The organism is Cellulomonas cellasea, assembly GCF_006538745.1.
Lineage (GTDB): Bacteria > Actinomycetota > Actinomycetes > Actinomycetales > Cellulomonadaceae > Cellulomonas_A > Cellulomonas_A cellasea.
In genome coordinates, this window is record NZ_BJLR01000033.1 from 77,675 (window position 1) to 90,452 (window position 12,778).

10 protein-coding genes are annotated in these 12,778 nt (G+C 75.8%); 8 read left to right on the plus strand and 2 right to left on the minus strand.

All coding sequences use genetic code 11. The features are described 5' to 3' along the window. Window positions 1-132: 132 nt before the first annotated feature. The gene (locus CCE01nite_RS17425) at window positions 133-777 is read right to left on the minus strand and encodes a vitamin K epoxide reductase family protein (RefSeq protein WP_034632629.1); all 645 of its coding nucleotides are present in this window, start codon (window positions 775-777) and stop codon (window positions 133-135) included. A 247-nt stretch (window positions 778-1,024) separates the two neighbouring features. Here CCE01nite_RS17425 and CCE01nite_RS17430 point away from each other — a divergent pair, with 247 nt between their 5' ends. From CCE01nite_RS17430 to CCE01nite_RS17460, 7 genes are all read left to right on the plus strand, one after another. Continuing rightward, entirely contained in the window at window positions 1,025-1,732 is a 708-nt protein-coding gene (locus CCE01nite_RS17430; protein ID WP_034632643.1) for a nucleoside triphosphate pyrophosphatase, read from the plus strand. A gap of 177 nt (window positions 1,733-1,909) precedes the next feature. Further along, window positions 1,910-3,709, plus strand: coding sequence for an acetyl/propionyl/methylcrotonyl-CoA carboxylase subunit alpha (locus CCE01nite_RS17435; RefSeq protein WP_034632633.1), 1,800 nt, complete (start codon window positions 1,910-1,912; stop codon window positions 3,707-3,709). Between the two features lie 19 nt (window positions 3,710-3,728). Further along, window positions 3,729-4,235, plus strand: coding sequence for an NUDIX domain-containing protein (locus CCE01nite_RS17440; protein ID WP_084142832.1), 507 nt, complete (start codon window positions 3,729-3,731; stop codon window positions 4,233-4,235). Between the two features lie 228 nt (window positions 4,236-4,463). Then, a complete protein-coding gene (gene efeU, locus CCE01nite_RS17445) occupies window positions 4,464-5,324 on the plus strand; it encodes an iron uptake transporter permease EfeU (protein ID WP_034632639.1) in 861 nt (286 codons plus the stop codon). A 110-nt stretch (window positions 5,325-5,434) separates the two neighbouring features. Continuing rightward, entirely contained in the window at window positions 5,435-6,649 is a 1,215-nt protein-coding gene (gene efeO / locus CCE01nite_RS17450) for an iron uptake system protein EfeO (RefSeq protein WP_141372754.1), read from the plus strand. 106 nt (window positions 6,650-6,755) lie between these two features. Beyond that, window positions 6,756-8,147, plus strand: coding sequence for an iron uptake transporter deferrochelatase/peroxidase subunit (gene efeB / locus CCE01nite_RS17455; RefSeq protein WP_141372755.1), 1,392 nt, complete (start codon window positions 6,756-6,758; stop codon window positions 8,145-8,147). Window positions 8,148-8,209: 62 nt separating this feature from the next. Then, window positions 8,210-10,336, plus strand: coding sequence for an endonuclease/exonuclease/phosphatase family protein (locus CCE01nite_RS17460; RefSeq protein WP_246056672.1), 2,127 nt, complete (start codon window positions 8,210-8,212; stop codon window positions 10,334-10,336). Between the two features lie 7 nt (window positions 10,337-10,343). Here the strand turns inward: CCE01nite_RS17460 and CCE01nite_RS17465 are convergent, their stop codons facing one another. Then, window positions 10,344-11,789, minus strand: a complete 1,446-nt coding sequence (locus CCE01nite_RS17465; RefSeq protein ID WP_141372757.1) for an NAD(P)H-quinone dehydrogenase — start codon at window positions 11,787-11,789, stop codon at window positions 10,344-10,346. Window positions 11,790-11,828: 39 nt separating this feature from the next. Here CCE01nite_RS17465 and CCE01nite_RS17470 point away from each other — a divergent pair, with 39 nt between their 5' ends. Further along, window positions 11,829-12,692 carry a purine-nucleoside phosphorylase gene (locus CCE01nite_RS17470; protein WP_141372758.1) on the plus strand — a complete coding sequence of 288 codons (864 nt, stop codon included), beginning with the start codon at window positions 11,829-11,831 and terminating at the stop codon, window positions 12,690-12,692. The last annotated feature ends 86 nt before the right edge of the window (window positions 12,693-12,778 follow it).

Below are 12,778 nucleotides of genomic sequence, written 5' to 3' on the forward strand. Positions count from 1 at the left end.
GGTTTCCCACACCGCGATGGGCAGCAGACCGGGCCTCCGAGCCCCCCGGACGACGACGGGGACGATGAGAAAACTCTCATCGTCCCCGTCGGGAGATCGGTGCGCCGCGGTCGGCGCTCGTGGGGTGCTCGCTCAGGCGAACAGCGCGGCGCCGTGCTTCAGGACGACGAGCGCGGCGAGCAGGATCAGCCACGCGGCGATGACGATGACGTCGTTGTCCGCGTCGACGAACTCCTTGGCCCAGCGCTGCACCCCGCGTGGCAGGTACAGGTTGTCCTCACGGATGTTGAAGTGCAGCAGCGACGCGAACACCAGCGTCGTCGAGATCGTCACGAGCATGCACCACGGGCACAGCGCGCCGATCTCCATCAGCGACTGCTGGAACAGCCAGTAGGCGAAGACCACGCCGATGAGGTAGACGAGCTGCGCCGAGAACATGAACCAGCGCGGGAACCGCACGCCGCCGAGCGAGGCGACCGCGATCGTGATGACCACCGGCTCGGCGATCAGTCCGAGGAACGCGTTCGGGAAGCCGAGCAGCTTGGCCTGCCACGAGTTCGCGACCGTCGCACAGCTGATCACCGCGTTGATGTCGCAGCCCAGCACCGCCTCGGAGTCCTTGGCGAGCGTGATGGCCTCGATCGAGAGCACGAGCGACGCGGTGAGGCTCAGCAGCGCCGAGACGAGCATCGTGCCGAAGATCCAGCCGCGCGAGTGCCGCAGCTCGCGGACGCGGCCCGCCGTCGTCGGCGGGGTGGGGTCGAGAACGTCGGTCATGGCAGCAGGGGTCCTCTGGGTCCGTCGAGGCTCGAGCCGGTCGCGGCGGTGCGTCGGTGAGCAGGTGTCCGCCCGATCATCGCCCACGCCGGGCGCGCAGGTCGAGAATCGAAGGTCCCAGGGCGCCGTGCGGCGCGGATTCACAGGAAACGCGTCGACCCCGCGGGCGCGTCGGGCGGCCGGGCCCGGCGCCGCCTCGCGGGTGCTCGCGGGCACCGCCGGCGACCCGTCGGTAGGCTCGCACGCCGTGACCCGACTGCTCCTGGCCTCCGCCTCCCCCGCCCGCCGCGCGACGCTCGTCGCCGCCGGGATCGACCCGCTCGTCGCCGTCTCCACGGTCGACGAGGAGGCGACGCTCGCCGCCGCGCGCGAGCGGTTCGGCGCGCTCGAGCCCGCCGACGCGGTGCTCGTGCTCGCGCAGGCCAAGGTCGAGGACGTCGCCCGCACGCTCGCGGCGGCCCCCGTCGCCGGGGACGCGGGCGCCGCCGCGGAGGACGAGGCCGACGACGACCTGCTCCTGCTCGGCTGCGACTCGATGCTCGAGCTCGACGGCGAGATCTTCGGCAAGCCCGCGAGCGCCGAGGAGGCCGTCGCCCGCTGGCGCACGATGCGCGGGCGCAGCGGCGTGCTGCACACCGGGCACTGGCTGATCGACGACCGGCCCGGCGCGGCGGACGGCGGGCGCGGCACGGGCGGGACCCTGGGCGCGACGTCCTCGACGGTCGTGCACTTCGCTGACCTGACCGACGACGAGATCGACGCGTACGTCGCGACGGGCGAGCCGCTCGCGGTCGCGGGTGCGTTCACGGTCGACGGGCTCGGCGGCGCGTTCGTGACCGGCATCGAGGGCGACCACCACGGGGTCGTCGGGCTCAGCCTGCCGCTGCTGCGGGAGCTGTTGGGCGAGGTCGGCGTGACGCTCCCCGAGCTCTGGCGGCAGGCGCCGGCCCGCTGAGCGCGGCGCCGCGCGTTGTCCCCACCGGACAACCGCGCGGCCCACGACCGGACATCGGCGGCGCGTCGTTGGAGGAGTCCTACAAGACCGGTCGACGCCCGATGGTCACATCCCCAATCTTCGGACGCTCCGGCGCAGCAGGTGGGACCTGCGACCCTGGCCACGTTACGGTGAGCCGTGCCCCCCATCTCGAAGGTCCTCGTCGCGAACCGCGGCGAGATCGCCGTCCGCATCGCCCGTGCGTGCCGCGACGCCGGCATCGGCTCCGTCGCCGTCTACGCCGACCCCGACCGTGAGGCGCTGCACGTGCGCTCCGCCGACGAGGCGTACGCGCTCGAGGGTGCCCGCGCCCAGGAGACGTACCTCGACATGGGCAAGCTGCTCGACGTCGCCCGCCGCTCCGGCGCCGACGCCGTGCACCCCGGGTACGGGTTCCTCGCCGAGAACGCCGACTTCGCGCGCGCCGTGATCGGCGCGGGCCTGACCTGGATCGGCCCGCCGCCGTCGGCGATCGAGCAGCTCGGGGACAAGGTGAGCGCGCGGCACATCGCGCAGCGCGCCGGCGCCCCGCTCGTGGCCGGGACGCCCGAGCCGGTGCTCGACGTGCGCGAGATCCACGCGTTCGCCGCCGAGCACGGCCTGCCGGTCGCGATCAAGGCCGCCTTCGGCGGCGGCGGCCGCGGGCTCAAGGTCGCGCGCGAGGCCGACGAGATCGACGAGATGTTCGACTCCGCGGTGCGCGAGGCCACGGCGGCGTTCGGGCGCGGCGAGTGCTTCGTGGAGCGGTACCTGGACCGCCCCCGCCACGTCGAGACCCAGTGCCTCGCGGACGCGCACGGCACGGTCGTGGTCGTCTCGACGCGCGACTGCTCGTTGCAGCGCCGCCACCAGAAGCTCGTCGAGGAGGCGCCCGCACCGTTCCTGACCGACGAGCAGAACGCCGAGCTCGTCCGGGCCTCGGTCGCGATCCTGCGCGAGGCCGGCTACGTCGGCGCCGGGACGTGCGAGTTCCTCGTCGGCTCCGACGGCACCGTCAGCTTCCTCGAGGTCAACACCCGCCTCCAGGTCGAGCACCCGGTGACCGAGGAGGTCAGCGGCATCGACCTCGTGCGCGAGCAGCTGCGCATCGCCGCGGGCGAGCCCCTCGGCTACGACTCCGTGGTCACGCGCGGGCACTCGATCGAGTTCCGGATCAACGGCGAGGACCCCGCCGCGGGGTTCCTGCCCGCGCCCGGTCGCATCACCACCCTGCGCTTCCCGTCCGGCCCCGGCGTGCGCGTCGACTCGGGCGTCGTCGAGGGCGACACGGTCTCGGGCGCGTTCGACTCGATGATCGCGAAGCTCGTCGTCACGGGCGCCACGCGTCGCCAGGCGGTCGAGCGGGCACGCCGGGCGCTCGCCGAGCTCGAGGTCGTCGGCATCCCGACGGTCGTGCCGTTCCACCGCGCGGTGCTCGACGAGGACGCGTTCGTCCCGGCCGACCCGGAGCAGGCGTTCCGGGTGCACACCCGCTGGATCGAGACCGAGTTCGCGGACCGGCTGCCCGGGCTCGCAGGGGCCCCGGTGGCCCCCGTCGGCACCCGGCCGGCCGAGCCCGAGGAGCCCGAGTCGTTCGAGCGCGTCGTCGTCGAGGTCGGCGGCAAGCGCCTGGAGGTCGTGCTGCCGTCGGCGCTCGCGCTCGGCGGCGGCCGGGGGCGTCCCAACGGCTCCGCGCGCCGACCGGTCCGGCGTGCGCCGTCGCGGGCGACCGCGAGCGCGGGCGGGGTCACCCTCGCCTCGCCGATGCAGGGCACGATCGTCAAGGTCGCGGTCGAGGACGGCGCGCAGGTGGCCGAGGGCGACCTCGTCGTCGTGCTCGAGGCCATGAAGATGGAGCAGCCCCTCGTCGCGCACCGCGCGGGCACCGTGACCGGCCTCGCCGCGGGGGTCGGGTCGAGCGTCAGCGCCGGCACCGCGATCTGCGACATCGTCGGCTGACGGGTCACAGGCCGACGGCGTGACAGAGCACGTGCCGCACCACCACCGCCTCCCGGGCGACGGCTGGGTCGAGTGCGCGTGCGGGCGGCGGCACTGGGGGCTGCTGGGCGCCGCCGGGCTGCTGCTCGGGCGCTGGGACGCGGCGACGGGGTCGCTCGACGCGGTCGTGCTGCAGCACCGCGCGCTGTGGAGCGACCACGGCGGCACGTGGGGGCTGCCGGGCGGGGCGCGCGCGCCCGGGGAGTCGGCCGCCGACGCGGCGCTGCGCGAGGCGCACGAGGAGGCGGGCGTGCCGGCGCGGGCCGTGCGGGTGCTCGGGACGCACCTGCTGGACCACGGCACCTGGAGCTACACCACGGTGCTCGCCGAGGCCGTCACCGCGTTCGAACCGGCCGTGACCGACGCCGAGAGCCTCGAGGTGCGGTGGGTCCCCGCGGCCGAGGTCGCCGCGCTGCCGCTGCTGCCCGCCTTCGCCGACGCGTGGCCCGCCCTGCGCACGCGGCTCGCGACGGCCCGCACGGCCTGACGCCTCCCGGCTCGGCGACCCCGGCGACGCCGGGCGACCTGGCCGCACGGCCCGGGTGCGACGCCGCGCCGGGTGCCCGGCGACGCGACGGCCCGGGTGACCGCTCTCACACGCGTGCGTCCGCAAGACGCCTCCCGCCCGGCGTCGCGGGTGCAGTACATTCCCGGGTGAGGTAAGGCATTCCTCACCTGCCGGCAGCGGCCCCTCGGCCCTGGAGCGAGAGCCACCATGTTCGCGAACTACCTGATCGGCCTGCGCGAGGGCCTCGAAGCGGCGCTCGTCGTCGGGATCCTCGTCGCCTACGTCGTGCGCACCGGGCGCCGGGACCTGCTGCCCGCGCTGTGGTCGGGCGTCGGCATCGCCGCCGCGGTCTCGCTCGGCTTCGGCGCGCTGCTCACGTTCGGCCCCCAGGGCCTGACGTTCGAGGCGCAGGAGGCCATCGGCGGGTCGCTGTCGATCGTCGCCGTCGGGCTCATCACGTGGATGGTCTTCTGGATGGCGAAGACCGCCCGGCACCTCAAGGCGGACCTGCACAGCCGCCTGGACGACGCGGTCAGCGCCGGCAAGGGCGCCGTCGTGGTCATGGCGCTGCTCGCCGTCGGCCGCGAGGGGCTCGAGACCGCACTGTTCCTGTGGGCCGGCGCCAAGGCCACGGGCTCGTCGACGTCGCCGCTGCTCGGCGCGGCGCTCGGGCTCGCGACCGCCGTCGTGCTCGGCTGGCTCGTCTACCGCGGGGCGGTGCGCCTGAACCTGCGCACGTTCTTCGCGTGGACCGGGCTCTTCCTCGTCGTCGTCGCCGCCGGGGTCCTCTCCTACGGCGTGCACGACCTGCAGGAGGCCCGCATCCTGCCCGGCCTGTCGAACCTCGCGTTCGACGTCTCGGCGACGATCCCGCCGTCGAGCTGGTACGGCACGCTGCTCAAGGGCGTCTTCAACTTCTCCCCCGCGACGACATGGCTCGAGCTCGCCGCGTGGGTCGCGTACGTCGTCCCGACCGCCTTCTTCTTCATGCGCACGACGTGGGGCGGTCCGCCGGCGCCGGCGCGCACCCCGCCCCCCGCCGTGAGCACCGCCGCCGCCCCCGCCTGAGCACCCCGTCGTCGCGGGCACCCGCCCCGCCGACCGCCCGACGCGCCCCGGCCGACCGCCGCCGCGCGCGCACCACCGCCGCAGACCCGCCGCGCCCCCGGAGGACCGTCATGCCCCGCCCCGCCCTCACCGCAGCCGCCCTCGCCGTGCTCGTGCTGCCCCTCGCCGCGGGCTGCGTCGCGAACGAGCCCGCCGCGTCCGCGGCGGACGGGACCGACGGCGCGAGCGACGGCGTCCTGACGGTCGACTCGTCCGCGACCGACTGCGCCGTCTCCGCGACCGAGGCGCCCTCGGGCACGCTCACGTTCTCCGTGACGAACTCGGGCGACGACATCACCGAGTTCTACCTGCTGGGCGAGGACGGCCTGCGCGTGATCTCCGAGGTCGAGAACATCGGCCCCGGCCTCACGCGCGACCTCGTCGTGCAGGCGCGCCCGGGCAGCTACTTCACCGCGTGCAAGCCCGGCATGGTCGGCGACGGCATCCGCGCCGAGTTCACGGTGACCGACTCCGGCGCCGAGGTCGGCCCGACGGGCGACACCGCCGAGCAGCTCGCGACCGCCGAGGCGTCGTACGTCGCGTACGTCAAGGACCAGGTCGCGAGCCTCGTGACGGGCACCCAGGCGTTCGCCGACGCGTACGTCGCGGGCGACGACGAGGCCGCGCGCCAGCTCTACGCGCCGACCCGCGTGCACTGGGAGCGCGTCGAGCCCGTCGCCGAGTCGTTCGGCGACCTCGACCCGCTGCTCGACCTGCGCGAGGCCGACCTCGAGGAGGGTCAGGCCTGGAGCGGCTGGCACTACGTCGAGAAGGACCTGTGGGCCCCGGCGCCCGAGGACAACGGCGGAGTCGCCTACACGCCCCTGACCCCCGAGCAGCGCCAGGCGGCCGCGGCCGACCTCGTGCGGTACACCCAGCAGCTCGCGGACCAGGTCAACGCCGAGGACTTCACGTTCGAGGCGTTCCAGATCGCCAACGGCGCCAAGGAGCTGCTCGACGAGGTCGCCGGCGGCAAGGTCACCGGCGAGGAGGAGATCTGGTCGCACACCGACCTGTGGGACTTCGAGGCCAACGTCGACGGGGCGTGGGTCGCGGTCGAGGTGCTGCGGGACGTCGCCGAGGCCGAGGACGCCGAGCTCGTCGCGACGCTCGACGAGCGGTTCGCCGCGCTGCGCACGCTCCTCGCCGAGCAGGGCAGCGTCGACACCGGCTTCCCGACGTACGACGCGCTCGCGCAGGACGACATCAAGGCGCTGGCCGCGGCGGTCGACGCCGTGAGCGAGCCCCTCTCGCAGCTCACCGCGACCATCACCGGCGCGGCCTGAGCCGTCCGGTGCGCCCCCACCGGGGGACGCACCGTCGCCGGCGGGCGGGCACCGCGCACGCCCGGCCACCGCACCGCCCCAGGACCCCTGAGGACCGAGGACCCCGATGACCACCGACGACACCACCCCGTCCCCCGACGGCGCGGCCCCCGCCGAGCAGGCGGCCCGCGGGCTGTCCCGGCGCGGGCTCCTCGGCCTCGCGGGCGGTGGCGCCGCGGCGCTCGGTCTCGCGGCGACGGCGGGGTTCGCGGGCGGCCGGGCGCAGGCGGCGACCTCGGCACCGGCCGCCCCGGCCCGGCCCGGAACCTACGCGTTCACCGGCGAGCACCAGGCCGGCATCGTGACCCCTGCCCAGGACCGCATGCACCTCGCGGCGTTCGACCTCACGACGACGTCGCGCGAGGACCTCGTCGAGCTGCTCCGGACGTGGACCGCGATGGCCGCGCGGCTCACGCAGGGGCTGGCCGCAGGGCCGTTCGGGCCGGCGTCGGGACCGTACGACGCTCCCCCGGACGACACCGGCGAGGTCCTCGACCTGCCCCCGGCGGGCCTCACGATCACCTTCGCGTTCGGGCGGTCGCTGTTCGTCGGCACGCCGGCGCCGGACGGCACGCCGGGCGTCGACCGCTTCGGCCTCGCGGACCGGCTGCCCGCGGCGCTCGTCGAGCTCCCGCGCTTCGCGCAGGACGCGCTCGAGCCCCAGCGGTGCGACGGCGACCTCGTGGTGCAGGCGTGCGCCGACGACCCGCAGGTCGCGGTGCACGCGATCCGCAACCTGTCCCGGGCGGCGTTCGGCACGGCGACGCTCCGCTGGTCCCAGCTCGGGTACGGGCGCACGTCGTCGACCTCGACGACGCAGACGACGCCGCGCAACCTGTTCGGCTTCAAGGACGGCACGGCCAACCTCAAGGCCGAGGACCCCGAGGCGCTCGCCGAGCACGTGTGGGTCCAGGCGGCCGACGCCGAGGCCGGCCGGGCCGAGACCGGCGCCGACTCGGCCTGGCTCACGGGCGGCACCTACCTCGTCGCGCGCCGGATCCGGATGACGATCGAGACGTGGGACCGCACGTCGCTGCGCGAGCAGGAGGCGCTGATCGGGCGGACCAAGGGCGAGGGGGCACCGCTCTCGGGCGGCACCGAGTTCTCCGAGCCCGACCTCGAGGCCACCGGGCGCGGCGGGCTCCCGCTCGTCGCGACCGACTCGCACGTGCGGCTCGCGCACCCGTCGACCAACGGCGGCGTGCGGATGCTGCGGCGCGGGTACAACTTCACGGACGGCAACGACGCGCTCGGCCGGCTCGACGCCGGGCTGTTCTTCCTCGCGTTCGTGCGCGACCCCCGCACGCACTACATCCCGATGCAGTCGACGCTGTCGCGCCAGGACGCACTGATGGAGTACCTGCGGCACACCGGCTCGGGCCTGTACGCGGTGCCGCCCGGGGTGCCCGACGGCGCGGAGCCGGGCGAGGCGTTCGTCGGCCAGGCGCTCTTCACCTGACCGGACGCACCCCGTCCGGGCAGCCGGTCCGTGGCGCGCGGCGCAGCGGTAGCGTGCGAGCCGTGCCCGCTCCCGCCCCCGTGCCGCCCTCGCGTCCGCAGCCTCCCGCGCACCCGTGGACGCTGCCGCCCGAGCTCGGCACGCCGACGCGCGTGTCGCTCCTCGCGGTGCTCACGGTGCTCACGGTCGAGCTGCTGCGCGCGAGCGGCCCGCTCCTCGACCGGACGCTGCCGGACCCGCTCGCGGTCGGCGGGACGGCGCTCGGCACGTACGCCGCCGCGGGGCTCGTCGCGGCGCTGCTGCTCACGCTGTCCGCGCGGCGCACGCCCGGGGTGCCGGACGGCGCGACCGTGCTCGCGGGCACCCTCGCGCTCGGCCTCGCACGCCTCGTGCTCCAGGCGCTCGACGGGAGTCCGCGCTTCGTCGTCGGGCTCGTGTCCGTCGCGGTCGCGGTCGCCGTGCTCACGCTCGCCGTCGCTTTCACTGCGGGACGCCCCGCGGGCGGGCGGCACGCCGCGCTCGGCCTCGTGCTCGGCTGCGGGCTGTCGAGCGGGCTCCACCTCGCGCTCGGCACGTGGGACGCGGTCTGGCGCGACGGCGTGCTCGGCTGGCTCGTCCCCGCGGTGCTCGTCGCGCTCGCCGTCGTGCTGGCGCGGGCGGCGCGCGAGGACGAGCCCACGGGCCGACCCCGCCGGCTGTGGTCGCTCGGGCCGTTCCTCGCGCTCGTGACGCTGCTGCTCGCCAACCCGGCGTTCGTCGCGTCGCAGTCGCACGCGACGCTCGGGGTCGCCGGGCTCGTGCTCGTCGCGGCGAGCACCCTGACCGTGTGGGTCCTGCTCAACCCGCACCTGCTCGTCGGACCCGTCCGGGTGGTCGCGGCGGCCGTCCTGCCGGTCGCGGTGCTCGTCGCGTTCACGGTCACCGGCCCGGTCGTGCTCGCCGCCGCCGCGCTCGCGGTCGTCGCCGCCGGGGTCGTCGTCGCCAGCGCGACCAGCACGCGCCGCTCGGCGCCGCCCGGGCTCACCGGCACCGCGTTCGTGACGGCGGGCGTCGGCGTCGGGCTCGTGACGACGCTGCTGCTCTACCTCGTGGACCAGGAGGTCCCGCTGCCCGTCGACAACGCGGCCGTCCCGCTCCTGGCCGCGGTCGCCGTGGGGCTCGCCGGTCTGCGCCGGCGCACCCCCGAGCCGCCCGGCATCGACCCCGCGGGCGGCACGCGCACCCCGGGAGCCGCCGGGCCGGTCGCCGCGGCGCCCCCCGGTGCCGGTGCGCCGCTCGGGGGGTCGACGGCCACGACCTCGCCCGCGGCGGCCGCGGTGGCCGCGACGTCCGTGGGCTCAGCGGCGTCCGCCGTGCCCGACGGCACGCTCCGCGAGGACAGCCCGCCGTTCCGCGCCAACGCCGTCCGCCTGCTCGCGATCCCCGGCGTCGTGCTCGCGCTCGTCGGCTGGTGGCCCGCCGCCGAGGCCCCACCCGGCCCCGACCGCGCGCGCGGCGACGAGCTCGTCGTCCTGAGCTGGAACCTGCACTACGGCGTGACGCCCGGCGATGGCGTCGAGCTCGAGCGGATCGCCCGGACCATCGAGGCGCAGGACCCCGACGTCGTGGCGCTGCAGGAGGTCGCGCGCGGCTGGGTGCTCGGCGGCGGGGTCGACACGGCGACGTGGCTCTCGCACCGGCTCGGCATGGACCTCGAGTTCACCGGCGCGGCGGACCCGCAGTTCGGCAACGCGCTGCTGTCCCGCTCGACGCTGACCGACGAGCGGCGCACCCCGCTCCCCCGCGGCGACGGCGCCCAGGACCGGGCGGCGCTCAGCGCGACCGTCGTGCTCGCCGACGGCACCCCGGTGCGCGTCACGTCCGTGCACCTGCACCACCGCAGCGTCGACGACGCGACCCGGCTCGACCAGCTCGACGCGCTCGCCGCCGACCTGCCCGACGACGGCGCCGCCGTGCTCGCGGGCGACCTGAACGCGCACCCCCGGTCCGCCGAGCTCGCGCGCCTCGACGCCGACGGCTGGGTCACCGACCCGGGCCCGTGGGCGGGCACGTGGCCCGCGCCCGACGCCACCGACCGCATCGACTGGGTGCACGTGCGCGGCGCGGAGCTCGCGGCGACCGAGGTCGTCACCCCGGCGCGGACCTCGGACCACCTGCCGGTCGTCGCGCGCGTGGTCCCGACGTCCTGAGCCCCGGTCAGTCGTCCTGGCGCTGGTGCAGCATGCGCGCACCCTCGGCGATCGACCCGGAGATCGACGGGTACACCGTGAACGCGCTGGCCACCGCGTCGGCGGTGAGCCGGTGCGAGACCGCGAGGGTGATCGGGAAGATGAGCTCGCTCGCGCTCGGCGCCACGACGACCCCGCCGAGCACCTGCCCGTTGCGGTGCGCGAACAGCTTGACGAAGCCCTCGCGCAGGCCCAGCATCTTGGCCCGCGGGTTGCGGGCGAGCGGCAGCGTGCTCGTCACGTAGTCGGTCCCGGCGGCCTTGAGCTGCTCCTCGCCGTACCCGACGGTCGCGATCTCCGGGGACGTGAAGATGTTCGCCGCGACGCTGCGCAGCGAGATCGGGGTCACGGCGTCGCCCAGCGCGTGCGACATCGCGATGCGCCCCTGCATCGCCGCGACCGACGCGAGCGGCAGGACCCCGGTGCAGTCGCCCGCCGCGTAGATGCCGCGCACCGACGTCCGGGAGACCTTGTCGACCTCGACGTGGCCCGACGCCGTGAGGCGCACGCCCGCCTCGGTCAGCCCGATGCCCGCGGTGCTCGGGATCGACCCGACCGCGAGCAGCACGTGCGAGCCCTCGACCGTGCGCCCGTCGGCGAGCGTGACGAGCACGCCGTCGGCCGTCCGGGTCGCCGACTGCGCGCGCGAGCGGGACATCACCGTCATGCCGCGGTTGCGGAACACGCCCTCGAGCAGCTCGGCGGCGTCGGGGTCCTCGCCCGGGAGCACCCGGTCGCGGCTCGAGACGAGCACGACCTCGGAGCCGAGCGCGACGTAGGCGCCGGCGAACTCCGCGCCGGTCACGCCCGAGCCGACCACGACGAGCTTCTCGGGGAGCTCCGTGAGCCCGTAGAGCTGCGTCCACGTGAGGATGCGCTCGCCGTCCGGGACGGCCTCGGGCAGCACGCGCGGGGTCGCCCCCGTCGCCACGAGCACCACGTCCGCGTCGAGGCTGCGCTCGCCGTCGGTCCCGCTCGCGACGACGCGGTTGGGCCCGTCGAGCCGTCCCGCGCCCTCGACGAGCTCGACGCCCTCCCGCTCGAGGCGCGTGCGGATGTCGGCCGACTGCGCGGCGGCCAGCGCGAGCGTGCGCGTGTTGACCTGCGCGAGGTCGACGAAGTGCCGCTCCGACTCGCTCGCGAGCAGGTCGCCGGCGGGCGTCGACGGGTCGGCATCGAGGTGGATGCCGAGCTCGGGCGCGCGGTCGGACATCGCCATCCACTCGGCGGTCGCGATGAGCGTCTTCGAGGGGACGACGTCGGTGAGCACCGCCGAGCCGCCGAGCCCGGTGCGCTCGACCACCGTCACCGCCGCCCCGAGCCGGCGGGCGACGAGGGCCGCCTCGTACCCGCCCGGACCCCCTCCGACGACGACGACGCGTGTGGCCTGCAGGTCCTGGGTCTCGGTGGTCACGCGCCTATTGTGCCTGGTGGCCGGTTAGCCTTCACTTCCATGAGCGACCTCGACGACCCGACCACCGACCCCTTCGACGTCGCCCGCAGCGCCGCCGAGCACCTGGCCCGGGTCACGGGTGTCGCACGTCACGACGTCGCGCTCGTGCTCGGCTCGGGCTGGGGCGGCGCGGCGGACCTGCTCGGCGAGACGGTCGCCGAGGTGCCGAGCCACGAGGTCCCCGGCTTCTCGGCGCCCGCGGTCGTCGGGCACGTGGGCACGATCCGCTCGATCCGCATCGCGGGCTCGGGTGACGGCGCGGGCGGTGCCGACGACGCCGAGGGCACGCCCGACCGGTACGCGCTCGTGCTGGGCTCGCGCACGCACCTCTACGAGGGCCGCGGCGTGCGGCGCGTCGTGCACGGCGTCCGCACCGCGGCGGCGACCGGGGCCCGGACGGTCGTGCTGACCAACGGCTGCGGCGGGCTCAACCCCGCGTGGGGACCGGGCACGCCGGTGCTGATCCGCGACCACCTCAACCTCACGGCGACGTCCCCGCTCGAGGGCGCGACGTTCGTCGACCTGACCGACCTGTACTCCGCTCGCCTGCGCGACGTGGCCCGCACGGTCGACCCGTCGCTCGACGAGGGCGTCTACGTGCAGTTCCGCGGCCCCCACTACGAGACCCCCGCCGAGGTCGCGATGGCCGGCCGGCTCGGCGGCGACCTCGTCGGCATGTCGACGACGATCGAGGCCATCGCCGCGCGGCACGCGGGGCTCGAGGTGCTCGGGCTCTCGCTCGTGACGAACCTCGCCGCGGGGATCAGTGCGACCCCGCTCTCGCACGCCGAGGTGCTCGAGGCCGGCCAGGCGGCCGGTCCCCGGATCAGCGCGCTGCTCGCGCAGGTCGTGCGCCGCCTCTGACGGAGCGGGCCGCTCCGTCAGGCGTCGGCCGCCTCTGAGGGCGACGCGCCGCAGCCCGCGCAGCAGCGCACGCGGACCGATGGGTA